This window comes from Streptomyces parvus (assembly GCF_014648875.1).
Classification (GTDB): Bacteria; Actinomycetota; Actinomycetes; order Streptomycetales; family Streptomycetaceae; genus Streptomyces; species Streptomyces parvus.
The window spans coordinates 530,909-555,908 of the sequence record NZ_BMRY01000002.1 but is presented as its reverse complement, the minus strand read 5'-3'; the positions used below and the strand labels follow the sequence as shown (position 1 = coordinate 555,908).

25 protein-coding genes are annotated in these 25,000 nt (G+C 71.9%); 8 read left to right on the top strand and 17 right to left on the bottom strand.

What is annotated here, in order from left to right:
* The first annotated feature begins 3 nt into the window (after positions 1 to 3).
* Positions 4 to 867, top strand: a complete 864-nt coding sequence (locus IE140_RS08660; RefSeq protein WP_032780300.1) for a deoxyribonuclease IV — start codon at positions 4 to 6, stop codon at positions 865 to 867.
* Here IE140_RS08660 and IE140_RS08655 read toward each other — a convergent pair.
* On the bottom strand, positions 864 to 1,496 hold the full coding sequence (locus IE140_RS08655; protein ID WP_150192947.1) for a sulfite oxidase-like oxidoreductase: 633 nt from the start codon (positions 1,494 to 1,496) through the stop codon (positions 864 to 866). The two genes, IE140_RS08660 and IE140_RS08655, sit on opposite strands and share 4 nt — an antisense overlap.
* A 158-nt stretch (positions 1,497 to 1,654) precedes the next feature.
* Here IE140_RS08655 and bfr point away from each other — a divergent pair, with 158 nt between their 5' ends.
* Complete coding sequence (gene bfr / locus IE140_RS08650) at positions 1,655 to 2,134, top strand: bacterioferritin (protein WP_003969666.1); 480 nt, start codon at positions 1,655 to 1,657, stop codon at positions 2,132 to 2,134.
* Between the two features lie 34 nt (positions 2,135 to 2,168).
* On the opposite strand, the gene IE140_RS08645 is transcribed toward bfr, so the two are convergent.
* Both IE140_RS08645 and IE140_RS08640 read right to left on the bottom strand, forming a co-directional pair.
* Positions 2,169 to 2,411 carry a (2Fe-2S)-binding protein gene (locus IE140_RS08645; RefSeq protein ID WP_109178235.1) on the bottom strand — a complete coding sequence of 81 codons (243 nt, stop codon included), beginning with the start codon at positions 2,409 to 2,411 and terminating at the stop codon, positions 2,169 to 2,171.
* 163 nt (positions 2,412 to 2,574) lie between these two features.
* Positions 2,575 to 3,921 (bottom strand): class II 3-deoxy-7-phosphoheptulonate synthase, encoded by a 1,347-nt coding sequence (locus IE140_RS08640; protein ID WP_162600240.1) that lies wholly within the window; start codon positions 3,919 to 3,921, stop codon positions 2,575 to 2,577.
* A gap of 102 nt (positions 3,922 to 4,023) precedes the next feature.
* Between IE140_RS08640 and IE140_RS36585 the strand changes: the two genes are divergently transcribed.
* Together IE140_RS36585 and IE140_RS08630 are read left to right on the top strand one after the other, a co-directional pair.
* Positions 4,024 to 4,092 (top strand): trp operon leader peptide, encoded by a 69-nt coding sequence (locus IE140_RS36585; protein ID WP_106429850.1) that lies wholly within the window; start codon positions 4,024 to 4,026, stop codon positions 4,090 to 4,092.
* 125 nt (positions 4,093 to 4,217) lie between these two features.
* Entirely contained in the window at positions 4,218 to 6,116 is a 1,899-nt protein-coding gene (locus IE140_RS08630) for an anthranilate synthase family protein (protein ID WP_150192948.1), read from the top strand.
* A gap of 8 nt (positions 6,117 to 6,124) precedes the next feature.
* Here IE140_RS08630 and IE140_RS08625 read toward each other — a convergent pair whose 3' ends face one another.
* The 4 genes from IE140_RS08625 to IE140_RS08610 all read right to left on the bottom strand — a co-directional run bounded on the left by IE140_RS08625 (position 6,125) and on the right by IE140_RS08610 (position 9,958).
* A complete protein-coding gene (locus IE140_RS08625) occupies positions 6,125 to 7,123 on the bottom strand; it encodes a 2-hydroxyacid dehydrogenase (RefSeq protein ID WP_150192949.1) in 999 nt (332 codons plus the stop codon).
* Between the two features lie 84 nt (positions 7,124 to 7,207).
* Positions 7,208 to 7,909 carry a response regulator gene (locus IE140_RS08620; protein WP_032761648.1) on the bottom strand — a complete coding sequence of 234 codons (702 nt, stop codon included), beginning with the start codon at positions 7,907 to 7,909 and terminating at the stop codon, positions 7,208 to 7,210.
* Positions 7,906 to 9,156, bottom strand: a complete 1,251-nt coding sequence (gene macS, locus IE140_RS08615; protein ID WP_150192950.1) for a MacS family sensor histidine kinase — start codon at positions 9,154 to 9,156, stop codon at positions 7,906 to 7,908. The genes IE140_RS08620 and macS overlap by 4 nt, the downstream gene beginning before the upstream one ends.
* 31 nt (positions 9,157 to 9,187) lie before the next feature.
* Positions 9,188 to 9,958: a lysophospholipid acyltransferase family protein gene (locus IE140_RS08610; protein ID WP_150192951.1), complete on the bottom strand. Its 771-nt coding sequence runs from the start codon at positions 9,956 to 9,958 to the stop codon at positions 9,188 to 9,190.
* Between the two features lie 224 nt (positions 9,959 to 10,182).
* Here IE140_RS08610 and IE140_RS08605 point away from each other — a divergent pair, with 224 nt between their 5' ends.
* Both IE140_RS08605 and IE140_RS08600 read left to right on the top strand, forming a co-directional pair.
* Positions 10,183 to 10,962 (top strand): alpha/beta hydrolase, encoded by a 780-nt coding sequence (locus tag IE140_RS08605; protein ID WP_032761652.1) that lies wholly within the window; start codon positions 10,183 to 10,185, stop codon positions 10,960 to 10,962.
* Positions 10,955 to 11,650: a hypothetical protein gene (locus tag IE140_RS08600; RefSeq protein WP_150192952.1), complete on the top strand. Its 696-nt coding sequence runs from the start codon at positions 10,955 to 10,957 to the stop codon at positions 11,648 to 11,650. The genes IE140_RS08605 and IE140_RS08600 overlap by 8 nt, the downstream gene beginning before the upstream one ends.
* A 44-nt stretch (positions 11,651 to 11,694) precedes the next feature.
* Here IE140_RS08600 and IE140_RS08595 read toward each other — a convergent pair whose 3' ends face one another.
* From IE140_RS08595 to IE140_RS08570, 6 genes are all read right to left on the bottom strand, one after another.
* Positions 11,695 to 12,447: an endonuclease/exonuclease/phosphatase family protein gene (locus IE140_RS08595; protein ID WP_150192953.1), complete on the bottom strand. Its 753-nt coding sequence runs from the start codon at positions 12,445 to 12,447 to the stop codon at positions 11,695 to 11,697.
* 79 nt (positions 12,448 to 12,526) lie between these two features.
* Positions 12,527 to 13,468 (bottom strand): ROK family glucokinase, encoded by a 942-nt coding sequence (locus IE140_RS08590; protein ID WP_150192954.1) that lies wholly within the window; start codon positions 13,466 to 13,468, stop codon positions 12,527 to 12,529.
* 75 nt (positions 13,469 to 13,543) lie between these two features.
* Positions 13,544 to 14,011, bottom strand: coding sequence for a DUF5304 domain-containing protein (locus tag IE140_RS08585; RefSeq protein WP_093445041.1), 468 nt, complete (start codon positions 14,009 to 14,011; stop codon positions 13,544 to 13,546).
* Between the two features lie 82 nt (positions 14,012 to 14,093).
* Complete coding sequence (locus IE140_RS08580) at positions 14,094 to 15,281, bottom strand: ArsA family ATPase (protein WP_150192955.1); 1,188 nt, start codon at positions 15,279 to 15,281, stop codon at positions 14,094 to 14,096.
* 5 nt (positions 15,282 to 15,286) lie between these two features.
* Entirely contained in the window at positions 15,287 to 15,736 is a 450-nt protein-coding gene (locus IE140_RS08575; RefSeq protein ID WP_032761660.1) for an SRPBCC family protein, read from the bottom strand.
* A 109-nt stretch (positions 15,737 to 15,845) separates the two neighbouring features.
* Positions 15,846 to 16,652: a metallophosphoesterase family protein gene (locus IE140_RS08570; RefSeq protein ID WP_150192956.1), complete on the bottom strand. Its 807-nt coding sequence runs from the start codon at positions 16,650 to 16,652 to the stop codon at positions 15,846 to 15,848.
* A gap of 277 nt (positions 16,653 to 16,929) precedes the next feature.
* On the opposite strand from IE140_RS08570, the gene IE140_RS08565 reads away from it, so the two are divergent.
* A complete protein-coding gene (locus IE140_RS08565; RefSeq protein ID WP_093445043.1) occupies positions 16,930 to 18,726 on the top strand; it encodes an AMP-dependent synthetase/ligase in 1,797 nt (598 codons plus the stop codon).
* Between the two features lie 125 nt (positions 18,727 to 18,851).
* On the opposite strand, the gene IE140_RS08560 is transcribed toward IE140_RS08565, so the two are convergent.
* On the bottom strand, positions 18,852 to 19,994 hold the full coding sequence (locus IE140_RS08560) for a glycosyltransferase family 4 protein (protein WP_150192957.1): 1,143 nt from the start codon (positions 19,992 to 19,994) through the stop codon (positions 18,852 to 18,854).
* A gap of 108 nt (positions 19,995 to 20,102) precedes the next feature.
* On the opposite strand from IE140_RS08560, the gene IE140_RS08555 reads away from it, so the two are divergent.
* Positions 20,103 to 21,353 carry a glycosyltransferase 87 family protein gene (locus tag IE140_RS08555; protein WP_150192958.1) on the top strand — a complete coding sequence of 417 codons (1,251 nt, stop codon included), beginning with the start codon at positions 20,103 to 20,105 and terminating at the stop codon, positions 21,351 to 21,353.
* On the opposite strand, the gene IE140_RS08550 is transcribed toward IE140_RS08555, so the two are convergent.
* From IE140_RS08550 to IE140_RS08540, 3 genes are all read right to left on the bottom strand, one after another.
* Positions 21,329 to 22,585, bottom strand: coding sequence for a hypothetical protein (locus IE140_RS08550; RefSeq protein ID WP_150192959.1), 1,257 nt, complete (start codon positions 22,583 to 22,585; stop codon positions 21,329 to 21,331). The two genes, IE140_RS08555 and IE140_RS08550, sit on opposite strands and share 25 nt — an antisense overlap.
* A 16-nt stretch (positions 22,586 to 22,601) precedes the next feature.
* Positions 22,602 to 23,630 carry a C40 family peptidase gene (locus tag IE140_RS08545; RefSeq protein ID WP_150192960.1) on the bottom strand — a complete coding sequence of 343 codons (1,029 nt, stop codon included), beginning with the start codon at positions 23,628 to 23,630 and terminating at the stop codon, positions 22,602 to 22,604.
* Between the two features lie 271 nt (positions 23,631 to 23,901).
* Entirely contained in the window at positions 23,902 to 24,927 is a 1,026-nt protein-coding gene (locus IE140_RS08540; RefSeq protein WP_150192961.1) for a C40 family peptidase, read from the bottom strand.
* Between the last annotated feature and the right edge of the window lie 73 nt (positions 24,928 to 25,000).

Below are 25,000 nucleotides of genomic sequence, written 5' to 3'. Positions count from 1 at the left end.
CTGATGGACTCTCTGCGGAACCCGGTGGGCGGGCATGTCCCGGTGGCCGGCGGCCTCGCCAAGGTGGGCCTGGAGTACGCGCGCGAGCTGGCGGCGGAGACCGTGCAGGTCTTCGTGGCGAACCCGCGCGGCTGGGCGACGCCCGCCGGGAACCCGGCGCAGGACGAGCTGTTCCGCGCCGAGTGCGCGGCGGCCTCGATGCCCGCGTACGTCCACGCCCCGTATCTGATCAACTTCGGTTCGCACACCGAGGCGACGGTGGAGAAGTCCGTGGAGTCCCTGCGCCACTCGCTGCGGCGGGCCCGGGAGATCGGCGCGCTGGGCGTGGTGGTGCACACCGGTTCGGCGACCGGCGGGCGACCGCGCACCGAGGCGCTGGCCCAGGTGCGGGAGCACATGCGGCCGCTGCTGGACGAGCTGACCCATGACGACGATCCCGATCTGCTGCTGGAGTCGACGGCCGGCCAGGGCTTCTCGCTCTGCTCCCGGACCTGGGACTTCGGGCCGTACTTCGAGGCGCTTGACTCCCACCCGAAGCTGGGCATCTGCCTGGACACCTGCCACATCTACGCCGCCGGGCACGATCTGACCGGTCCGTCGGGGATGCGGCAGACGCTGGACCTGCTGGTGGAGACGGTCGGCGAGGGGCGGCTGAAGCTGATCCACGCCAACGACTCCAAGGACGTCGTGGGCGCCCACAAGGACCGGCACGAGAACATCGGCGCCGGTCATATCGGGGCGGAGCCGTTCGCCGAGCTGTTCGCCCATCCGGCGACCGAGGGCGTACCTCTGATCATCGAGACGCCCGGCGGCAAGGAGGGGCACGCGGCGGACGTGGCCCGGCTCAAGAAGCTCCGAGGGCTCTAGAGCTCGGGTCCGTCCCCGGGCTCCTCCTGGTAGGAGTAGCGCTGCTCGGACCAGGGGTCGCCGATGTTGTGGTAGCCCCGCTCCTCCCAGAATCCGCGCCGGTCCGCCGTCATGTACTCGATGCCCCGGACCCATTTGGGGCCCTTCCAGGCGTACAGGTGCGGGACGACGAGGCGGAGCGGGAAACCGTGCTCGGCGGTGAGGAGTTCGCCGTCCTTGTGGGTGGCGAAGAGGGTGCGCTCGGAGGCGAAGTCGGCCAGGCGCAGGTTCGAGGAGAAGCCGTATTCCGCCCAGACCATCACATGAGTGGCGTCGGGGGCGGGCGGCGCCAGTTCGAGGATCGCCCCCGCCGGGACCCCGCCCCATTCGGCGCCGAGCATGCTGAACTTCGTCACGCAGTGCAGATCGGCGACGACCGAGGAGAACGGCAGTGCCGAGAAGTCCTGGTGGTTCCAGCAGTGCTTGTCACCGTCGGCGGTGGCCCCGAAGACCCGGAACTCCCAGCGGTCGGGCTTGAACTTGGGAACGGGCCCGTAGTGGGTGACCGGCCATCCGCGCTGCAGTCGCTGTCCTGGTGGAAGCTCCGACTGCTCTGCTCCGCGTTTCTCCCGGTTTTCCGGCTGACCCATGTCTCCATGGTGACAGACAGGCAGGGGTGGTCATGACCAGGGAGGACCCCCATAGGGGCAACTCGTACTAAGCGTGCACTTACTGGACGGCCGCTGAGCGCGGTGCGAGGATCTGGCCAACTTGCCAGATCGATCACCGGTTGGAAGGAGCCTTTGCCATGCAGGGCGACCCCGAGGTCCTTGAGTTTCTCAATGAGCAGCTGACCGCCGAATTGACTGCCATCAACCAGTACTTCCTGCACGCGAAGATGCAGGAGAACTTCGGGTGGACCAAGCTCGCCAAGTACACCCGGGCCGAGTCCTTCGACGAGATGAAGCACGCCGAGATCCTCACCGACCGGATCCTGTTCCTGGACGGGCTGCCGAACTACCAGCGGCTGTTCCACGTCCGGGTGGGTCAGACGGTCACCGAGATGTTCCAGGCGGACCGCCAGGTCGAGGTGGAGGCGATCGACCGCCTCAAGCGCGGTATCGAAGTGATGCGCGGCAAGGGCGACATCACTTCCGCGAACATCTTCGAGTCGATCCTGGAGGACGAGGAGCACCACATCGACTACCTCGACACCCAGCTGGAGCTGGTCGAGAAGCTCGGTGAGCCGCTCTACATCGCCCAGCTGATCGAGCAGCCGGAGAGCTGACCGCCGGCCGACCGCTCAGGCGGCGTCGGACCGCTCAGGCGGCGTCGGAGAGGACCGGACGCGTGACGGAGGCGACCACGGGTTCCTGCCGCTGGTCGAGCAGCTCGCGGCGCGGGCAGTCGCCGCGTCCCAGCAGAGCCTGGATGCGGCGCACACATCCACCGCAGTCCGTGCCGGCCTTGCAGGCCGACGCGATCTGCCGGGGAGTGCAGGCACCGGCGTCCGCATGCTTCTTGACCTGGGCCTCGGTAACACCGAAGCAGGAGCAGACGTACATGCGGTTCACCTCCCTGCGGGTCGGTCGCTGGTGCCGTCCCCGTCTTCGTCGGTGAGGCTAACCTAACCTTACCCGTCCCCCGGGCGGCGCAAAAGTCCCGGGTACGGCTGTGGGGCACGGATCACATCGATCCGTGCCCCACAGGCGCGTCCGGCGAGGACTCCTACTGGTCGCGGTACATCTCGGCGACGAGGAAGGCCAGGTCGAGCGACTGGCTGCGGTTGAGCCGGGGGTCGCAGGCCGTCTCGTAGCGCTGGTGCAGGTCGTCCACGAAGATCTCGTGGCCGCCGCCCACGCACTCGGTGACGTCGTCGCCGGTCAGCTCCACGTGGATGCCGCCCGGGTGGGTGCCGAGGCCCTTGTGGACCTCGAAGAAGCCCTTGACCTCGTCCAGGACGTCGTCGAAGCGGCGCGTCTTGTGGCCGGAGGCGGCCTCGAAGGTGTTGCCGTGCATCGGGTCGGTCACCCAGGCGACGGTCGCGCCGGAGGCGGTGACCTTCTCGACCAGCTCGGGGAGCTTGTCGCGGACCTTGTCGGCGCCCATGCGGACGATGAAGGTCAGCCGCCCGGGCTCGCGCTCGGGGTCGAGGCGGTCGACGTAGCCGAGCGCCTCGTCCACGGTGGTCGTCGGGCCGAGCTTGATGCCGATGGGGTTGCGGACCTTCGAGGCGAACTCGATGTGCGCGCCGTCCATCTGGCGGGTGCGCTCCCCGATCCAGACCATGTGGCCGGAGGTGTCGTACAGCTCGCCGGTACGCGAGTCGGTACGGGTCAGCGCGGTCTCGTAGTCCAGCAGCAGCGCCTCGTGCGAGGCGTAGAACTCGACCGCCTTGAACTCGGCCGGGTCGGTGCCGCACGCCTTCATGAAGTTGAGCGCGTTGTCGATCTCGCGGGCCAGGGCCTCGTAGCGCTGGCCCGCGGGGGACGACTTCACGAAGTCCTGGTTCCAGGCGTGGACCTGGCGCAGGTCGGCGTAACCGCCGGTGGTGAAGGCGCGCACCAGGTTCAGCGTGGAGGAGGACGCGTGGTACATCTGCTTCAGGCGCTGCGGGTCCGGGACCCGGTCCTCTTCGGTGAAGGCGAAGCCGTTCACCGAGTCGCCGCGGTAGGTCGGCAGGGTCACGCCGTCGCGGGTCTCGGTCGGCTTGGAGCGCGGCTTGGAGTACTGGCCCGCGATCCGGCCGACCTTGACGACCGGCACGGAGGCGGCGTAGGTCAGGACGGCGCTCATCTGGAGCAGCGTCTTCAGCTTGGCCCGGATGTGCTCGGCGGACACGGCGTCGAAGGCCTCGGCACAGTCGCCGCCCTGGAGCAGGAACGCCTCGCCCTTGGCGACGGCTCCCAGACGGGCGCGCAGCTGGTCGCACTCGCCCGCGAAGACGAGCGGCGGATACGACGCGAGGTCCGCGAGTACATCGCGCAGCGCCTCGGAGTCGGGGTACTCGGGCTGCTGCGCCGCGGGAAGGTCTCGCCAGGTGTTGCCACCGGCGACGGAGGTATTGGCGTTCACGGTCACGTGCACAACATTACGGGGTCCCGGAGGGCGTCCATTCGAACGCTCAATAGTTGAGACACCCGCTCCAATGCCCGGATCGTCCGCTAAGGTCGGGGCATGTCGACGCAACAGATCCAGATCTCGATCCAGAACTGGTGGTGGACCGCTCATCCGGCGGCCCGCTGATTCATCGCGCTGACACTTCGCGAAGGCCGCCCGAGGGGCGGCCTTTTCCGTGTTCAGGAGCCGTTCCTCTCCCTGTGAACCCCGTGCGGATCCCCGTACGGACCGTCCGGAAGGAACCTGCTCCCATGTCCCAGACCTCGTCCCGATCCGCGTCGGCCCTCATCGGCCGGCTGCTCTCCGAGGACGCCCCGCCGTTCGCGTTGCTGCGCCGCCGTACACCCGGGCGTGACCACGATCACGTCGAACTGCTGATCGGCGGGGTGCGGGAGGCGGACCGGCTGGCCGATCTGCCGGTGGGCGCGTCGCCCGCGCTGGCCCTGGTGCCGTTCCGGCAGATCGCCGAGCGGGGCTTCGACGTCCGCGACGACGGGACGCCGCTGAGCGTGCTGGTCGCCGACGAGCACCACGAGCTGGAGCTCGCGGAGGTGCTGGCGGCGCTGCCCGCCCATGACGTGACCGTGGTGGACCGCGGCTTCGATGTGCCGGACGAGGAGTACGCGGACATCGTGCGGCGGGTGATCCGGGACGAGATCGGGCAGGGCGAGGGCGCGAACTTCGTGATCCGGCGGACGTTCCGGGGCGAGATCCCCGGGTTCGGACGGGCGGACGCGCTGGCGCTGTTCCGGCGGCTGCTGGCGGGCGAGCGGGGCGCGTACTGGACGTTCGTGGTGCACACCGGGGACAGGACCTTGGTGGGCGCCAGCCCCGAGGTGCATGTGCGGATGTCGGGCGGCACGGTCGTGATGAACCCGATCAGCGGGACGTACCGCTACCCGGCCGAGGGGCCCACCCCCGAGAGCCTGCTGGCGTTCCTCGGGGACCGCAAGGAGAGCGAGGAGCTGTCCATGGTGGTCGACGAGGAGCTGAAGATGATGTGCACGGTGGGCGACATGGGCGGGGTGGTGGTCGGGCCCCGGCTCAAGGAGATGGCCCACCTCGCGCACACCGAGTACGAGCTGCGCGGGAAGTCCTCGCTGGATGTGCGGGACGTGCTGCGCGAGGCGATGTTCGCGGCGACCGTGACCGGCTCCCCGGTGCAGAACGCGTGCCGGGTGATCGAGCGGTACGAGTCCGGGGGGCGCGGCTACTACGCGGGGGCACTGGCCCTGCTGGGCCGGGACGCGAACGGGGCGCAGACGCTGGACTCGCCGATCCTGATCCGTACCGCCGACATCGCCCCCGACGGTTCGCTGAAGGTGCCGGTCGGGGCCACGCTCGTACGCCACTCGGATCCGGCGGGCGAGGTGGCCGAGACGCACGCCAAGGCCGCCGGGGTGCTGGCCGCCCTCGGGGTGCGGCCGGGCCGCCCGGCGGCGGAGGCGGACCGGCCGCGCCTGGCGTCCGACCCCCGGGTGCAGGCGGCGCTGGACGACCGGCGCGGCGGGCTCGCCCCGTTCTGGCTGCGGATGCAGGAGCGCGTCCGGGACCTGTCCGGGCACGCCCTGGTGGTGGACGGCGAGGACACGTTCACCGCGATGCTGGCCCATCTGCTGCGGGCGTCCGGTCTCGACGTCTCGGTGCGCCGGTACGACGAGCCGGGGCTGCGCGAGGCGGTCCGGGCGCACGAGGGGCCCGTGGTGCTGGGCCCCGGCCCGGGGAACCCCGGCGATCTCACCGACCCGAAGATGCGACTGCTGCGGGAGCTCGCCGCCGAGCTGGTGCGGGACCACCGGCACGGGCTGCTGGGGGTCTGCCTCGGGCACGAGCTGATCGCGGCGGAGCTGGGGCTGGGGATCGTCCGCAAGGCGGTGCCGTACCAGGGTGCTCAGACCAGGATCGAGCTGTTCGGGCGGCCGGAGACGGTGGGGTTCTACAACAGCTTCACCGCCCGGTGCGACGGCCAGGCCGCCGCCGAGCTGGCCGCGCACGGTGTCGAGGTGAGCCGTGACGAGGAGAGCGGTGAGCTGCACGCGCTGCGCGGGCCGGGCTTCGCCTCGGTGCAGTTCCACCCGGAGTCGGTGCTGACCGTGCGGGGCTCGGCGATCGTGACGGAGCTGCTGGCGGGGCTGCCCGTGCCGAGCTGAGACAGGTCCTAGGGAGTCCGCGGTACGAGGACGTTCTCGCTGTGGCGGCGGGCCAGGTGGTCGGTGACGTTCTGAACGGTCGCGTCGATGATCTGGCCCACCGCGTCCTCGGTGTAGTAGGCCTGGTGCGAGGTGACGACGACGTTGGGGAAGGTCACCAGGCGGGCGAGGGTGTCGTCGTCGATGCCCTCCAGGGACTTGTCGAGGAAGAACAGCCCGGCCTCCGCCTCGTACACGTCGAGTCCGACGCCGAGGAAGCGGCCCGCGCGGAGTTCGGTGACCAGGGCGGCGGTGTCGATGAGGCCGCCCCGGCTGGAGTTGACGAGGATCGCGTCGTCCTTCATCGCCTTGAGGGCGGCCTCGTCGATGATGTGCTGGGTGCTGGGCAGCAGCGGCACGTGCAGGCTGATCAGGTCGGCCTCGGCGAACAGCCGCTCCTTTTCCACATACTCCATGCCCAGCTCGACGCAGGCCGGGTTCTCGACGACGTCCCAGCCGAGCAGTTTCATGCCGAAGCCGTGGGCGATCCGGGTGAACACCTCGCCGATCTTGCCGGTGCCGAGCACGCCGACGGTCCGGCCGCGCATGTCCCGGCCGAGCAGCCCGTCGAGGCGGAAGTCGAAGTCCCGGGTGCGGCTCGCGGCGCGGATGATGCGCCGGTTGACGGCCATGGCGAGCGTCCAGGCAAATTCGGCGACCGAGTACGGCGAGTAGTACGAGACCCGGGCGACGCGGAGGGCGAGCCGCTCGGCGACCTCCAGGTCGATGTTGTTGAAGCCGGTGGAGCGCTGGGCGATCATCTGCGTGCCACCCGCGGCGAGCGTCTGGAGCACCGGGGCGCTGAGGTCGGCGTTGACACTCGTGGAGATGATCTCGTAGCCGGCCGCGATGGGGGCGGTGTCCCGGTTGAGGAAGACGTCCAGACAGCGGACCTCGTGCAGTCCCTCGAAGGCCGTCTCGATCAGGGGCTTCTCGTCGGACTGCACACCGAAGGCCAGGATTTCCACGGATTCTCCCGAACTGTGTCTGAGGACGGAGCTGGGCAGGGCCGGTCAGCGCGAATATACGGCCACGGCCCCGCCCCCGCCGGGTCAGACGTCGTCGAGGCCGCGCTCGATGGCGTACCGGACGAGCTCCACCCGGTTGTGCAGCTGGAGCTTGCCGAGGGTGTTCTGCACATGGTTCTGGACCGTGCGGTGGGAGATCACCAGGCGTTCGGCGATCTGCTTGTACGAGAGTCCCTTGGCGACCAGCCGCAGCACCTCGGTCTCCCGGTCGGTGAGCTGCGGGGCCTTGGGCTCGTCGGACGCCACGGGTGCGGGGTCGGAGGCGAGCCGGCGGTACTCGCCGAGGACCAGGCCGGCCAGGCCGGGGGTGAAGACCGGGTCGCCGGCCGCGGTGGAGCGGACGGCGTCGGTCAGTTCCTGGGTGGAGGCGGACTTCAGGAGATAGCCGGTGGCCCCGGACTTCACCGCCTCCAGGACGTCGGCGTGCTCGCCGCTCGCGGAGAGGACCAGGACCCGCAGGCCGGGATGGGAGCCGACGAGCTCCTTGCAGACCTGGACGCCGGGCATGCCGGGAAGGTTCAGGTCGAGGACGAGGACGTCCGGGCTCACCGCCTTGGCCCGGCGGACCGCCTGCGGGCCGTCCCCGGCGGTCGCGACGACGTCGAAGCCGGACTCGGTCAGGTCGCGGGCGACCGCGTCGCGCCACATGGGGTGGTCGTCGACGACCATGACCCTGATGGGCCGGTCCGTCGCCCCCTGCTCGTCCTGTGGTGTGTTCGTGCTCATCGGGCCGTTCCTGCCTTCCCCCGGGAAACCTTCGGTGCTTTGGGAACCTTCAACTCGACCTCGCAGCCCTGTCCGGGCACCGAGATCAGCTCTGCCGTGCCGCCCAGATCGCGCAGCCGGCCGCGGATGGAGAGCGCCACCCCGAGCCGCCCCTCCCCCTCGGCCTGGGCGAGCCGCCCCTCGGGGATGCCCGGGCCGTCGTCCCGGACCGTGACGATCACCTCGTCCGGCTCGTCCTCGACCAGGATCCACGCCTGGGCGTCCGGGCCCGCGTGCACCCGGACGTTGTCCAGGGCGGCGCTGACGGCGGCGGCCAGCTCCCGGGCCGAGGCGGCGGGGAGCAGCACCGGGGCGCCCGGCTCGGCGAAGCTCGTCCGGGATCCGGCGTGCGGGGCGAGCAGGGCGCGCAGGTCGCAGGGGGCCGTGTCGACGGGGCCCTCCTCGTCGACCTCGACCGTGCGGACCACGGCGCCCTCGGCGGCGTCCTCGGAGACCCGGGTGGGGGGCACGAGGCCGCTGGAGACCAGCGTGCGCAGGGCGACCTCCTGTTCCCCGGCCATCCGGCCCAGGTCGGCCGCCTCGCCGCCGATGGCGGCGCCGCGGCGTTGGACCATGGCGAGGACCTGGAGCACGCTGTCGTGGATGTCGCGGGCGAGCCGTTCGCGTTCGCGGGTGGCGGCCTCGATCTCCAGGGCGCGGGCGAGGGTGCGCTCACTGGCGCGGGCGACCTCGACGACGTAGCCGATGGCGATGGAGGCGACCCAGACCAGCAGGACGTTGTGGTAAGTGTCCCGGCTGGGCTCGCCGCGCTGGATGATGTTGGCGGCGGCGACGAAGGTGGAGGCGAAGGCCGCCCACCGCCAGCCGCCCTTGATGGCGAAGGCGAGAACCGCGCCGGCCGTCCAGATCGACGGCAGCGTCGGGCCGTCGAAGGACTGGCTGTCGACGTCGGCGAGCGGGGTGAGCAGGATGCCGGTCAGCGCGACGACCAGGTCCGCGACGAGGAAGCGCTTGGTGCAGTTCGCCGCCGAGCGGACCTTCGGCAGCGTGGCGAGCGTCCAGACGAAGAGGAACGCCAGATACGCGACGGCGACCCAGGGCCGCTCGAACCTCTGCTGGCCGAAGTTGTCCCTGCCGAAGATCGCGAGCAGCACCGCGTAGATCATCGTCAGGACGCGGTAGCCCGTCAGCGCACGCCACAGCGGCAGCTCGACCGACATCCGTACGACCCGCTCACGCTTGGCCATGGCCACACCCCCCGGACGGTCAACGACGCGGCTACGCGCCGGACCGTTCCGTTCCGTTTCCGTTGCCCGCGGCGGCCTGCTTCCGCTCCCGCTTGGTCTCCTCGGCCCTGGCCTTCGCCTCGTCGGCGATCTGGCGCTTGGCGGCGGTGGCGTAGATGTCCACGTACTCCTGGCCGGAGAGCTTCATGATCTCGTACATGACCTCGTCGGTCACCGAGCGCAGGATGAAGCGGTCGCCGTCCATGCCCTGGTAGCGGCTGAAGTCCAGCGGCTTGCCGATCCTGATGCCGGGGCGCATGAGCTTGGGCACCACCTGGCCGGGCGGCTGGATCTTCTCGGTGTCGATCATGGCGACCGGGATGACGGGGGCGCCGGTGGCCAGGGCCACCCGGGCGAGGCCGCCGGGCTTGCCTCGGTAGAGGCGGCCGTCGGGCGAGCGGGTGCCTTCGGGGTAGATGCCGAAGAGGTTGCCGCTCTCGATGACCTGGATGCCCGCCCTGATCGCCGCCTCACCGGCGCCGCGGGCTCCGGAGCGGTCGACGGGGAGCTGGCCGACGCCCTTGAAGAAGGCGGCGGTGAGCTTTCCCTTCACACCGGGCGAGGTGAAGTACTCGGCCTTGGCGATGAACGTGACCTTGCGGTCCAGCACGGCCGGGAGGAAGAACGAGTCGGAGAAGGAGAGGTGGTTGCTGGCGAGGATCGCGGGCCCGCGCTCGGGGATGTTCTCCAGGCCCTCCACCCACGGCCGGAAGGCGAGCTTCAGGGACCCGCCGATGGAGAACTTCATGGCGCCGTAGATCAACTCTGGTTCCTCCTGTGTGCTGTCGCTAGAGATTAGCCTGTGCCGCCGTCGCGGCCGCTGCCCGGCATGGGGAGACCCGCCCTTCCGGGCGGGGCCGTGGGGGGCGCCGCGTGAGGACGTGACGGCCCTGGTCGGTGTCGGTCCGGTCGCGTACGGTGAAGTCATCCGTCAAGCACTCCCCCAGGTGCGTCCTCCCCGCCCCGTCCCACGAACAGGAGACCTTGGTGCCGGTCCTCCCTGGAGCCGAGCCGTTCCGCCACGAGGGCGGAGAGGTCGGTGTCCTCCTCTGCCATGGCTTCACCGGATCCCCGCAGTCGCTGCGCCCCTGGGCCGACTACCTCGCCGAGCGCGGACTGACGGTCTCGCTGCCGCTGCTGCCGGGCCACGGCACCCGCTGGGAGGACATGGCGGCCACCGGCTGGCAGGACTGGTACGCGGAGGTGGACCGGGAGCTTCGGGTCCTCACCGAGACGTGCGAGCAGGTCTTCGTCTTCGGGCTCTCCATGGGCGGCGCGCTGTCCCTGCGGCTCGCGGCCAAGCACGGGGACGCGATCAGCGGTCTGGTGCTGGTCAACCCGGCCAACAAGGTGCACGGCCTCTCGGCGTACGCGCTGCCGGTCGCCCGCCACCTCGTGCGTACGACGAAGGGTCTGGCCGACGACATCGCGCTGCCGGGCTCGCACGAGGTGGGCTACGACCGGGTTCCGCTGCACGCGGCCCACTCGGTGCGGAAGTTCTTCCGGCTGGTCGACGGGGAGCTGCCCCAGGTGACCCAGCCGGTGGTGCTGCTGCACAGCCCGCAGGACCATGTCGTGCCGCCCGCCGACAGCGCGCGGATCCTCAGCCGGATCTCCTCCACGGATGTTTCCGAGATCCTGCTGGAACAGAGCTACCACGTGGCGACGTTGGACCATGATGCGGAGCGGATCTTCGATGAGAGCTACCGGTTCATCGGCCGTCTCGCACCGAACGTCGGGATGAAGGGGAGCACGTCCGGTGGCTGAGCACGACGCGGAACGCACAGGAAGCGACGAGGAGCGCGAGCCGCGCCCCACGAAGCCGGCGGCCGTCCCGGAGGGGACGAAGCCGGCGGGGGACGGGGGAGCGGAGCAGGAGCGGGCGATCGACGAGGACGCGGCGTGGGCCGCGATCGTCGCGGGGTACGGGGAGGAGCCGCCGGACCCGCCGGGCGCCAAGCCGTTCAAGTCCATCGAGGACCTGGCCCTGCTGGAGGACGACCAGCGCAATGTGACGGGGTCCGGCGACGGCTCGGCCGGTGAACCGGCGGACAAGGGGTCCGGAAAGACGCCCCCGAAGCCGCCGGAGAAGAAGCCGCTGGGCAGCTCGGTGGTCTTCGCGCCCGGCGTCGCGGGCCCGCGCGACTACGAACTGCCCGAGTCCAAGGACGACGGCATCGACCAGCCGGACGACGGGGACGAGGGCCACTTCGTGCCCCCGGAGCCGCCGCCGCTGCCGGAGGCCGACGTCACGGCGAAGTTCGCCTGGCTCGCGGTGATCGGCGGGCCGGTGCTGATGCTGATCGCGGTGCTGCTCCAGTGGGAGATGACGTGGTGGCTCACGACGCTCTGCGTCGGCGGCTTCCTCGGCGGCTTCGCCACCCTGGTCGCCCGGATGCCGAGCGACGACGATGACGACACCTTCGGCGACCCGGGGCGCGGCGCGGTCGTGTGACGGTCACCGGGCCCGGCTCCGAGGCGCGAGGGCCGTTGTGACCGTCATCCGGCAGGCACTCTGAGGGCGGCCAGGACCGGCAGATGGTCCGTGGCCGCCCTCAGGTCCGTGTCACTGACCCCGGGGAGCCCGGCCGGGACTCCGCAGCCGAGCACCTCGATGCCCGGGGTCGCGAAGACGGCGTCGATGCGCTTGCGGGGCGCGTCGGGCGGGAACGTCAGCTCGCCGCCCCACGGGGCGACGGCCCGGCAGTCCTGGAGCTCCCCGGCCAGGTGCCGGAACGCCTTCCCCGTCGGTACGTCGTTGAGGTCGCCGCCCGCCACCGCGTGTTCCACGCCCATCGAGGCGAGCTGCTCCAGCAGCCGGCCGGCCTGGGTGAGGCGTTCGTCGCGCTGGAGGCTCAGATGGCAGCTCAGCACCCCGAGCCGGGCCCCGGCGATCCGTACGACGGCGGTGGCGAAGCCCCGGCGGTGCAGACCGGGGGTGAGGGGCAGCAGGACGTCCTCGGTGCGCTCGACCCGCGCGCGCAGCGAGCACAGCAGCAGGGGTCCGGCGGCGGTGGCCCCGCCGCTCAGCACCACCAGGTCGCTGCTCTTGGCGAGCCGGGCGGCGGCCTTGCGCCAGCGGAAGAAGCGCGGGGCCTCCTGAACGAGGACCAGATCGGGTGCGCAGGCGCGGATGACCCGGGCCAGGGCGGCGGTGTCGTCGTGCATGGAGCGGACGTTGTAGCTCAGCACTCTGATGACGGCTGAACCGTCCGGCTCGGTACGGGAGTCGGGCAGGGGCGTCAGGACCATGCGGGCCACGATACGGCGGACGCCCGCCGCTGCCCCGGAGGGCGGCGACGGGCGTCCGATGCGTCGTGCCGTACGGGACTCAGCCCTGGCGGGCCAGGTCGGCCGCGCCCACGAGCCCTGCCTTGCCGCCGAGTTGGGCGGCGAGCACCTGGGCGTGCGGGCGCCATTCGCCGCCGATCAGCCAGCGCCGGAACGACTTGCGGATCGGGTCGAGGACGAGCTCGCCCTCGTCCGAGACGCCGCCGCCGACGATGAACGCGGACGGGTCGAACAGCGAGGCGAGGTCGGCCAGTCCGGCGCCGGCCCAGCGGGCCAGCTCGCGGAACGAGTCGATGGCCACCAGGTCGCCCTGGCGGGCTGCCGCGCTGATGTGCTTGCCCTCGATGCCGTCCACCGAGCCGTCGCCGAGGCCGAGCAGGACGGTGGCGTTCTCGGGGGTGGCGTTGGCGCGCTGCTTGGCGTACCGGACGAGCGCGCGGCCGGAGGCGTACTGCTCCCAGCAGCCCTGGCTGCCGCAGCCGCAGAGCAGACCGTCCGGGACGACCCGGATGTGGCCGAACTCGGCGGCCACGCCGAAGCGTCCGCGGCGCAGCTTGTTGCCGATGATGATGCCGCCGCCGAGGCCGGTGCCGAGCGTGATGCAGATGACGTCGTCGTGGCCCTGGCCGGCCCCGAAGCGGTATTCGCCCCAGGCCGCGGCGTTGGCGTCGTTCTCGACGACGACGGGCAGGCCGACGCGCTGTTCGACCTTGTCCTTGAGCGGCTCGTGACGCCAGTTGATGTTCGGTGCGAAGAGGACGGTGGCGCGCTTGTCGTCGACGTAACCGGCGGCGCCGATGCCGACGGCCTCCACGTCGTGACCCTCGCTCGCCCCGGCGACCGCCGCGCAGATCGCGTCGACGATGCCTTCGGCGGTCGGCGGGGTCGCCACCTTGAACGTCGAGAGGATCCGGCCCTCTTCGTCGACCACTCCAGCCGCGATCTTCGTGCCGCCGATATCGACGCCGATGGTGAGTCCCATGAATCCCTCAGTTTCGGTCGAGCCCCGCTAGGGGCAACCGTACCCGAGGCCGCGCCCGGTACCGGCCGGAGCCGGTCAGTCCAGGTCGATGCGTTCGGTGCCGGAAGGGCCCTCGTCCCGGGGGTCGGACGGGTCGTCGGCGGCCTTCTTCGAGGGGCCCGCGGTCCCCGACGCACCCTCGGTGGTGCGGGTCCAGCGGCTCTCCTGGCCCTCCACCGCGGAGCGGTAGGCGGCCAGCAGTTCGTTGCCCGCGGCGGCGAGGTGGTCGAAGACCTGGGGGTTGCGCTCGATGACGGGTTCCACGGCGGACTTCGCCTGCCGGATGGCCTGCTGGACCGCGGGGGCGGCGACGCCGAGCAGCGGGGTCTGGAGCGAGGAGACCTTGTCGGCGACGGCGTCGACCAGCTTGCGCAGCTCCTCGGCGGCGGATCCGGGCGGCGGGCCGTACTGCGCGCGGCGGCGGGCCTGCTCGGCCGCGAGGTCCTCGGCGCAGGCGTCGGCCCACGCGTCGCCGTCGACGGGACGATCGGTGGCTTCACTCATGGCGGACTCCTGCGACGCGGGCGGCCGACGGTCGGCCTGCGGTTCACGTACTACCGACGTTACCCGAATGGCCGCACGGCGTTCAGGAGGTACGCGGCCACAGGGCCGGGTCCGGGGTGAACCGCACCCGCAGCACGCCGTCGGCCAGGGCCGCGCCGGAGACGGTGCAGCGGCGCAGCGCGGAGGCGATCCGCACGATCCGGTGGAAGGGGCCGACGGTCAGGAGCAGTTCGTCGCCCCGGCGGACCAGGCGCAGGTCCTCCTTGGCGGCTCCGGGCAGCGGCAGGCACCAGGCGATGGTCGTGGTCCCGTCGTCCGTGTCCTGCTCCTCCTCGGTCCACCAGGGGTCGCCGGCCCGGCCGGACGGCCGCTCGTCGGGGGCGGGGATCTCCAGCGCGGCCAGGTCGTCCGCGCCCTCGGGATCGCGGCCCAGGTGGGCGGCCTCGTGCACGGGGAGGACAGGGGCCAGGTCCTGGTGCCAGTGGTCCAGGCACTTCTCCTGCCGGGCGGCGAGCGCGGCGAACCAGGGGTCGGAGGAGTGCCGGGGCAGCACGCGGGAGGCGACCAGCAGATCGGCGGTCAGCCCGTGCAGGGCGAGGCCGGTCCGGGCGGTGCGCAGGGCGTCCTCGGCGGCCGGTCCCGGCTCGGCGACCAGCCGGAGCGTGGTGGTCCCGTCCTCGATGAGGGCCTGGACGGCGGCCAGCTCCTCGTCCTTGCGGGCGGCGGCCTCGTACAGCCACTGGGCGGGCATCGGTACCCCGGCGAGCTGGGCGAGGACGGGGCGCAGGGCGCGGGCGGCCTGGCGTTCGGCGGGGAGCAGCCGACGCAGATAGCGGCGGAGCTGTTCCGGGAGGGCGAGCAACGCCAGGGCCTCGGTCAGCGGCGGGAGGTCGACGACGAGGGTGTCGTAGCCGGACAGGTCGCCCTCGGCGGCGCGGCGCAGGGTGTGCAGCAGGGCGAGCTGCGGGGATCCGGGGAGTTCGGTGAGCTCCTCGCCGTCCAGCCGGCCCGCGCCGAGGAGGTCCAGCACACCGGAGGCACGGTTCTGCAGCTCGGTGAGTTCGGCGCGGAAGTGCTCGCCGGAGTCGATGCGGACGTGGTCGAGGCGGTCGGTGACCGGGGTGGGTCCGGTGGCGGCCGGGAAGCCGGGTATGGCCTCGGCGGAGAGCAGCAGGGTGCGGCTGCCGCGGTCGGCGGCGGCCAGTGCGGTGGCCGCCGCGACGGTGGTACGGCCCGCGCCGCCGGGGCCGGTGACCAGGACCGTACGCATGTCGCTCAGGCCTTGGGGGCGGACTCGACGCGCTTCTTCAGACCGGCGAGGGCGCGGTCGATGATGACCTTCTCGGCCTTGCGCTTGATCATGCCGAGCAGCGGGATCTTGACGTCGACGGCGAGCCGGTAGGTGACCTCGGTGCGCTCGCCGCCGGCGACGGGGGTGAGGGCGTAGGTGCCGTCCAGGGAGCGCAGCATCTGTGACTTGACGAGGCTCCAGCTGACCTCGTTCTCGCCGGTCCAGGTGTAGGCGAGGACGTGGTCGTCCTTGATCGCCCCGGCGTCCAGGACGAGGCGGACCTGCTCGGCGCGGCCCTGGTCGTCGGTGGAGAGGACCTCGGCCTCCTTGACCTCGCCGGTCCACTCCGGGTAGCGGGCGAAGTCGGCGATCACGCCCATGACGTCGGCCGGTGCCGCCTCGATCGTGATGCTCGAGCTGGTGTGTTCAGCCATCGCCGTGGCCCTCCAGTGCGGTGATACCGGTCGCTGTCGGCAGGAGCCTGCCGCTGTGCAGGCTATCGCGTGCCCGGGGCGCTCCGGTCCACGGCCCGGCCGCCCGCGCTCACCAGGTCAGCGCCCAGGGCGTTCCGGTCGAGGCGAAGTGGCCGACGTTGACGCACTCGGTGGTGCCGATGCGCATCCGGCGGACCAACGGCTGGTGAACATGGCCGAAAAGCGCGTATCGGGGGCGGGTGGTGCGGATCGCGTCCAGCAGGGCGGTGCTGCCGCGTTCGAAGCGGCGGGCGACGGTGTCGTAGGTCAGCTCGGGGACCTCGGGCGGGATGTGCGAGCAGAGGACGTCGACCGGGCCGAGCGCCTCGACCTTGGCGGCGTACTCCTCGTCGCTGATCTCGTAAGGGGTGTTCATCGGGGTCCTGAGGCCGCCGCCGACGAAGCCGAAGACCCGGCCGCCGATCTCGACGCGCTGGCCGTCGAGCACGGTGGTGCCGGGGCCGGCGTACTCGGGCCAGAGGCCGGGGACGTCGACGTTGCCGTACGTGGCGTACGTCGGAGTGGGGAAGGCAGCGAAGAGTTCGGCGTACTGCTTGCGTACGGCTCCAAGGATCTCGGTGTTGCGGTCGCGGCCGGCCCACAGCTCGCGGCCGAAGGCGCGGGCCTCGTCGTAGCGGCGGGCGGTGCGCAGGGCGACGATGCGGCTCGCGTTCTCCCTGCCGAACAGATCGGGGAAGATGCCGCGCGAGTGGTCGGCGTAGTCGAGGAAAAGAACCAGGTCACCGAGACAGATCAGGGCGTCGGCGCCGTCCCCCGCGCGGGCCAGGGCCTCGGTGTTGCCGTGCACGTCGCTGACCACGTGGATCCGGTTCGGCCTGGTGGCCGGGTCCCGGCTGTCCGGTTCGCTACCTCGCATGCGATCACCCTAGAGTGCCCCTTCGGTCCCTGGTAGACCGTCGGACCTGCGGTTACTTCCACGTCGGGACGGCAGTGGACTACTGTGCGCGAAAGGGCCATTTATATGTGTGATGCATAAGACATCTGGCCGGAACCCCCTATCCGGAACCGAGTACCGGTGGGTAACGTCCGGGCAGTCCAGTCGTGCTCACCCCACTGAGCACCCGCCAATCTTGGACCGCAGCCGGTGCGTCACACAGAGCCGTGGCACCGGAGCCCGATGAGGAGCAGCAGTCTTGCGCGAGTTCAGCCTTCCGGCCCTGTACGAGGTCCCGACGGACGGCAACCTGACGGATCTCATCCGCCGCAATGCCGCTCAGCATCCCGAAGTCGCGGTGATGAGCCGCAAGGTGGCCGGCGTCTGGACGGACGTCAGCGCCACCCGGTTCCTGGCCGAGGTGAGAGCCGCCGCCAAAGGGCTGATCGCCTCGGGTGTGCAGCCCGGCGACCGGGTCGCCCTGATGTCGCGCACCCGTTTCGAGTGGGTGCTGCTGGACTTCGCGATCTGGAGCGCGGGCGCGGTGACCGTGCCGGTGTACGAGACCAGCTCCGCCGAGCAGGTGCAGTGGATCCTCGGTGACTCCGGGGCGGTGGCGGTGCTCGTGGAGAGCGACGCGCACGCCGCCGCCGTGGCCTCCGTACGGGACTCCCTGCCGGAGCTGGCGCATGTGTGGCAGATCGACGCGGGCGCCGTGGAGGCGCTCGGCACGGCGGGCGCCGAGGTCTCGGAGGAGACCATGGACCTGCGGATGGTCAGCGCCAAGGCGGACGACCCGGCGACGATCGTCTACACCTCCGGCACCACGGGCCGCCCGAAGGGCTGCGTGCTCACCCACCGCAGCTTCTTCGCGGAGTGCGGCAACGTGGTGGAGCGGCTGAAGCCGCTGTTCCGTACGGGCGAGTGCTCGGTGCTGCTGTTCCTGCCCGCCGCGCACGTCTTCGGCCGGCTGGTCGAGGTGGCCTCGGTGATGGCCCCGATCAAGCTCGGCTGCGTCCCCGACATCAAGAACCTCACCGACGAGCTGGCCTCGTTCCGGCCGACGCTGATCCTGGGCGTGCCCCGGGTCTTCGAGAAGGTCTACAACGCGGCCCGCGCCAAGGCGCAGGCGGACGGCAAGGGCAAGATCTTCGACCGGGCCGCCGACACGGCGATCGCCTACAGCCGGGCGCTGTCCACCCCGCAGGGCCCCACGCTGGGTCTGAAGCTCAAGCACAAGCTCTTCGACAAGCTGGTCTTCGGCAAGCTCCGCGCGGTGCTCGGCGGCCGGGGCGAGTACGCGATCTCCGGCGGCGCCCCGCTGGGTGAGCGGCTCGGCCACTTCTACCGGGGCATCGGCTTCACGGTCCTGGAGGGCTACGGCCTGACCGAGTCGTGCGCGGCCACCGCGTTCAACCCGTGGGACCGGCCGAAGATCGGCACGGTCGGTCAGCCGCTGCCCGGCTCCGTCGTGCGGATCGCGGACGACGGCGAGGTGCTGCTGCACGGCGAGCACCTGTTCACCGGTTACTGGAACAACGAGGCCGCCTCCGCCGAGGCGCTGGCCGACGGCTGGTTCCACACCGGGGACATCGGCACGCTCGACGAGGACGGCTACCTCGCGATCACCGGCCGCAAGAAGGAGATCATCGTGACGGCGGGCGGCAAGAACGTCGCCCCGGCCGTCATCGAGGACCGGATCCGCGCCCACGCCCTGGTCGCCGAGTGCATGGTGGTCGGCGACGGCCGCCCGTTCGTCGGCGCGCTGGTCACCCTGGACGAGGAGTTCCTGAGCCGCTGGGCCGAGGAGAACGGCAAGCCGGCCGGCTCGACGGCCCTGTCGCTGCGGGATGACGCGGAGTTGCTGGCCGAGGTGCAGCGCGCGGTGGACGACGGGAACGCGGCGGTCTCCAAGGCGGAGTCGGTGCGCAAGTTCCGTATCCTGCCGACCCAGTTCACCGAGGAGGCGGGCCACATCACCCCGTCGCTGAAGCTGAAGCGGAACGTGGTGGCGAAGGACTTCGCGGACGAGGTGGAGTCGATCTACCGCGCCTGAGCAGCGTTACGCCGGAGGGGCCCGCGCTTTTGGAGAAGCGCGGGCCCCTTCGGCGTACGTACGGGCCACTTCGGCGTCGTCCGTCGGTCACAACAGGGTCTTGAGCATCGGCGTCGTCCGTACGGTCACAGCAACGTCTTGAGCTTCTCCGCCAGCAGGTCCCAGCGCCACTTCTCCTCGACCCAGGCCCGGCCGCGCTCCCCCATCCGCTGCCTCAGCTCCGGGTCGCCGAGCAGCGTGACGATCCGGTCCGCCGACTCCTCCGGGCTGCCGCCGCGCACCACCCAGCCGGTCTCGCCGTCGAGCACCGCGTCCGGGGCGCCCCCGGAGTCACCGGCCACCACGGGCAGCCCGGTCGCGGACGCCTCCAGGTAGACGATGCCCAGGCCCTCCACGTCGAGCCCGCCGCGCCGGGTCCGGCAGGGCATCGCGAAGACGTCCCCGGCCCCGTAGTGCGCGGGCAGTTCCTCCCACGGCACGGGCCCGGTGAACCGCACCGAGTCCGCCACCCCGGTCTCCTCGGCCAGCCGCTTCAGGTCCTTGGCGTACGGGCCGCCGCCGACGATCAGCAGCACCGCGTCCGGGATCCGCGAGAGGATCGCGGGCATCGCCAGGATCAGCGTGTCCTGGCCCTTGCGCGGCACCAGGCGCGAGACGCAGACGACCACCGGGCGGTCGGTCAGCCCGAGGCGGGCCCGGACCCGGTCACCGCCGGAGCCCGGGTGGAAGGTCTTCTCGTCGACGCCGGGCGGCAGTTGGACCATGCGGCCGGCCGCGTCGGGGGTGAGCGCGGCGGCGATCCGGGAGCGGGTGTACTCACCGAGATAGGTGATCGTGTCCGTGCCTTCCCCGATCCGGCGCAGCAGTTGCCGGGAGGCGGGCAGTTGCGCCCAGCCCGCCTCGTGGCCGTGGGTGGTGGCCACCAGGCGGCGGGCGCCCGCGCGGCGCAGCGCCGGGGCCATCAGGCCGAGCGGGGCGGCGGCGCCGAACCAGACGGAGGTGCAGCCGTGTTCGCGCAGCAGCTCGGTGGCCCGGCGGGTGACGCGCGGGGTCGGCAGCAGCATCGTCGTCCGGTCGCGGACCACGGGGTAGGGCTGCTCGGCGTCGAAGGCGGCGGTGGCCGCCGCGCCCTCCTCGCCGCGCTTCCAGGTGGAGGCGTAGACGACGACCCTCTCGGGATCCAGGCGCAGCGCCATGTTGTGCAGGAACGCCTGGATGCCACCGGGGCGGGGCGGGAAGTCGTTGGTCACGATCAAGGTCTTGTCCATCGCCGCCGACAGTACCGAACGGCCGCGCTTCACCGCTGACGCCCTCCGCCGACGGCATCATGAGCCGCCGGGGGCCCGGGCCGGAGACGAGCGACGACGAGGGCGGCGATGACGACGGGACGAGCACCCACCCGCACCGGACCGTGGCCGTACGCGGCATGGGCGCTGACCCGGGCCTGGCTCCTGGCCTGCGTGTTCAAGGTGGTCACGGTGGCCGGGCCGGACGTCACGGTGGACGTGTCGGTGATCTACCGGAGCTGGTACGAGGTCCTGCTGACCGGCACGTACCCGCTGGACGACGTCACCTGGCAGTACCCGCCCGGGGCGGCCCTGGCGGTCCTCTCCCCCGCCCTGCTGCCGTTCTGGGAGTACGCGACCGCGTTCTTCGTGCTGGTGCTGGTCTGCGACGCGCTGGTGCTCGGGCTGCTGCTGTACGCGGGCCGGCGGCCGGGGATGCGGGCGGCGGGTGCGTGGGTGTGGGTCGTGGGGGTGCCGCTGCTGGGCCCGACGGTCTACGCCCGCTACGACCTGATGGTGACGGCGGTCGCGGTGGCGGCGCTGCTGGCGGGTGTGCGCAGGCCCCGGGCGCTGGGGGCGCTGGCCGCGTTCGGGGCGCTGCTGAAGGGGTGGCCGGCGTTGCTGCTGCTGGGGGTCCGGAAGGGGCGTCCGACGCGCGCCGCGTGGTCCTCGGCCGCGCTGGCGGGGGCCGGTCTCGCGGCGGCGTTCGCGCTGTGGATGCCCGGGGCGTTCGCGTTCCTGGCCTTCCAGCGGGACCGGGGCACCGAGATCGAGTCGCTGGGCGCGCTGGTCTTCCACATCGCCCGGCAGTTCGGCTGGGAGGGGCGGGTGGAACTGCGCTACGGCTCGATGGAGTTCGTCGGGCCGCAGGTGGAGCTGGTCTCGACGCTGGCGCTGGGGCTCGCGGTCCTGGCGCTGGGCTGGCTGCTGCTGTGGCGGCTGCGGGCCCGCCTCTTCTCCGTGCGCACCCCGGCCGAGGCGGCGTTCACGGCGGTGCTGCTGTTCACGGTGACCAGCCGGGTGATCAGCCCGCAGTACGTGGTGTGGCTGGTCGGTCTGGCCGCGGTGTGCCTGGTGTTCCGGGGGACGGCGATGACCCTGCCCGCGGTCCTGGTGCTGGTGGCGGCGGGGGTGACGCTGCTGGAGTTCCCGATCGGGTTCGGGCATGTGGTGGCGAGCGACGCGTGGGGCGTGACGCTCCTGGTCGTACGGAACGGGCTGCTGGCGGCGGCCTCGCTGATCGCGGCGCGGCGGCTGTGGCGGTCGACGGTACCGGGGAGGCCGGGCGCGGAGGCCGTCCCGGGCGCGGCGGAGGGTCAGCCGAGCCGGGTGGCGAGGTAGTCGCGCCAGTCGGCGGTGAACTGCTCGGGGGTGGTGTCGAGCACCGCCTTCAGGGCCTTCTCCACCGCTCCCTCGCGCCCGTCGTGCGCGCCGACGGCCTCGTAGAAGGCGATCAGCTTCTCCTTGCCCCAGCGCTCCGCGATCAGCTCGCAGGCCAGCCAGCCGCCCTCGTACGCCCCCGCGAGCTTCGCCGGGTCGCCGTCGAAGCCGAAGTCCGGGTCGGCGGGGAGTTCGGCGGGGGTCCGGCCGCTGCGGACGGCCTCGGCCAGCTCGGGGGCGATGGTGTCGGCGGTGCGGTCCTCGCCCCGGTAGGCGGTCCAGTCGGCGAATCCCTCGGAGAGCCAGACGGGGGTGGCGGTGGAGGTACTGGTCCGGGTGGCGACATGGGTCGTCTCATGGGTCAGGACGATCCGCTGTCCGAAGCTGCCCAGGGTGGCGTACGCCTGGGGGTTGACGATGACCCGGTCGGCGATGGCGGGGCGTTCGCCGGTGCCGCCGACCTCGCCGGTGGTGACGGCGGCGATGCCCCGGTAGCTGGCCTCCGGCGAGCCGAGCAGCCCCGCCATCGACTCGACGGAGTCCGGGACCAGGACGACCACCCGCTGGTTCCAGGGGCGCGGCCAGGCGTCCGAGACGGCCGGTACGGCGAGGTCCACGGTGTCGGCGATCTGCCGCAGCTCCTCCTCGCCCCGGCCGACGCCCAGGACGATGCTGTGGGCGCCCTGGACGACGTCCACGTCCCCCTGCTGCCACAGCTGCCCGGAGGCGCCCTTGGCGGGCCGGTCGGCGGTGATGTACCAGCGGTCGCCGTCGCGCATCAGCTCCAGGACGCGGCGGGTGGCGACCGGGGCGGTGTCGTAGCCGTCGATCCGGTAGCGCAGCTCCACCTCGGCGGTGGCCCACCGCCCGTCCTGCTCGGTGATGCCCTTGACGTCGTACCTCCACGACTTCAGCGGTACGTCGGCGAGCCGGTCCAGCTCGGTGCGCTGGGCGGCCCGCAGCTTCGCCGCGTCCGGGGCGAGGCCGTCGAGATAGCCCGCCGGGTCGTGGGCGAGGACGGCCGCGGCGCGGCGTTCCAGGGTGGCGTCGAGGGCCCCGGTAGTGAGGAAGGTGTCCGGGTCGGCGGAGGCCGTGCAGGCGGACGCGGTCAGGAGCGCGGCGAGCAGCAGGCCCGCCGCACGCCGCCGTCCCCGGGGGCCTCCCCCGCGCGCGTCACGTTCTCGTACGGCCACCCTGCCGATCGTACGGTCAGATCCGGGTGACCGAGGAGACGGGCATCATGCCGACCGGATCGTAGCGGACCGGGGCGCCCGGGTAGGGGGCGTGGATGACCTGGCCGTTGCCGACGTACATGCCGATGTGGCTGGCGTCCGCCCGGTAGGCGACCAGGTCACCGGGCCGGGCCTGGGAGAGCGGCACCATACTGCCCGCGTAGCGCTGGGCCTGGGAGGTGCGGGGCAGGCTCACCCCGGCCTGGGCGTAGGCCCACTGCATCAGGCCGGAACAGTCGAATCCGGAGGGCCCGTTGGCGCCCCAGACGTAGGGTCTCCCGAGCGCCCGGTGGACGGCGGCCACGGCGGACATCGCGCGGGCCGAGCCGGGGGCGACGCCGGAGAGGTCGGGCACGCCGTCGCGGCCGGAGCGGGAGGCCCGGTCGAAGGAGGCGCGGTCCTCGGGCGGCAGTGAGTCCAGCAGCCGGCGGGCCTCACGGAGTTTGGCCTCGACGGCGCGCTTGTGCCGGGTGACGGCGGTCCGGTTGCGCTCCAGGTCGGTCAGGGCGCGGGTGGTCTCGGCGCGGTTCTGGGCGAGCTTGCGCTGGGCGTGCCGCAGTTTGTCCAGGGTCATCGCCTGGCGGGCGCCGGCCCGGTCGAGGGCGGCGGCCTGCTCCAGGTAGGTGTCCGGGGCGGCGGAGAGCAGCAGGGCGACCGACGGGTCGATGGAGCCGGTGCGGTACTGGGCGCCCGCCATCGCGCCGAGCGCGTTGCGCATCTCGTTGACGCGTTCCTGGCCCCGGGCCGTGGCGTCCTGGGCGCGGTCCGCCTCGCCGCGCAGCAGCTTCACGCGCTCCCCGGCCTCGTTGAACCGCTCGGTGGCCCGCTCGGCCTCCTCGTAGAGGCGGTCGACGGCGGCCTTGGCGCTCTCCCGGGTCTCCTTCGGGCCGGCGCTCGCCGGGGCCCCGGTCAGGGTGGCGGCCGCGGTGGCGGCGGCCGCCGAGACGACCGTGACCCGGACGCCTCTGGTGAAGCCGGACTGTGTGCAACGGCGATGGGACACCACTGGTAGCCGCACTCCCTTCCGCTGACGCGGTGGTGCGCAGCCCCTGCCGCCCGGGCGGGCGGACGGAGTCCGGGAGCTGCGCAAGCAGCCAGACAGTAATCGGACGACTACGCGGCGACCAAAGACCGCGCCGGTGGCGGAGGACGGGCCCGAAAGCCGCCGCCCCGCCGGTGACCTTGGTCTCCGGCGGGGCGGGGGCGTCAGCGTGGTGCGCGGCGATTCCCTCGTTCGGGCGTGCCGTGGCGCGTTGTCGGGCGCGGCCCGGTCAGCGTCAGACGCGGACGCCGAACTGGAAGGTGCCCATGTAGTCCATCGACTCGTAGCGGACGACGGTGCCGGGCTTCGGGGCGTGCAGGATCTGGTTGTTGCCGGCGTAGAAGCCGACGTGCGACAGGCCGTTGAAGAAGACCAGGTCGCCCGGCTTGAGCTGGCTGCGGCCGATCCGCTGGCCGTCGTGCTGCTGGGTGTACGTGGTCCGGGTGATCTGGACGTTCGCCTGGGCGAAGGCCCACTGGGTCAGCCCGGAGCAGTCGTAGGAGTTGGGGCCGGAGCCGCCGGAGACGTACGGCTTGCCGATCTGCGTGGCGGCGGCGGCCAGGGCGGCGGCGCCGCGGTTGGACGCGGGGGCCTCGTTGCCGAGTTCGACCCGGTCGCTGGCGGCACGGCTGGCGCGCTGCTCGTCCTGCTGCATCTTGGCCCGCTCGGCCTGCGTCAGCGTGTTGAGGAGCCGCTGGGCGTCGGCCAGCTTGCCCTGGTACTTCTTCTTGTTCTCGCCGAGTGCCTTGCGGACGTCGGCGAGGTCGCCGAGCTTGTCCTGGGCCTCCTTGCGCTGCTGGGCGAGGGTGCGCTGCTTGGACTGGATCTTCTGCAGCGCTTCCGTCTGCTTGACCGTCAGCTGGTCGAGCGCGGAGGCCTGGTCGAGGAAGCTGTCCGGGTCCGAGGCGAGGAAGAGCGCGACCGACGGGTCGATGCCGCCGGAGCGGTACTGCGCGGTGGCGATCGATCCCAGCTCGGTGCGGAGCGTGTTGAGCTCGGCCTGGCCGCGGGCGACCTTGTCCTGAAGCGCGTCGACTTCCTTCTTCAGGTTGTCCTGCTGCTCCTTGGCCCCGTTGTACTTCTCGGTGGCGGCCTCGGCCTCGTGGTAGAGCTTGTCGACCTTCGCCTTGACTTCGCTCTTGCTCGGCTTGGGGTCGGCGTGGGCGGCCTGGGAGGTCAGGGCCACGGCCGCGGCGGCGGTCGCGGTGAGCACGGTCACGCGGGTGCGGCTCGGCTGCTTGGGACGACGGTGGGACGCCACGAAGGCGAGCTCCTTCTTCCTCAGAGCCGCCTACCGGGCTTGTGGGGGAAAGAATCCCCGGCTCCGTGCACAT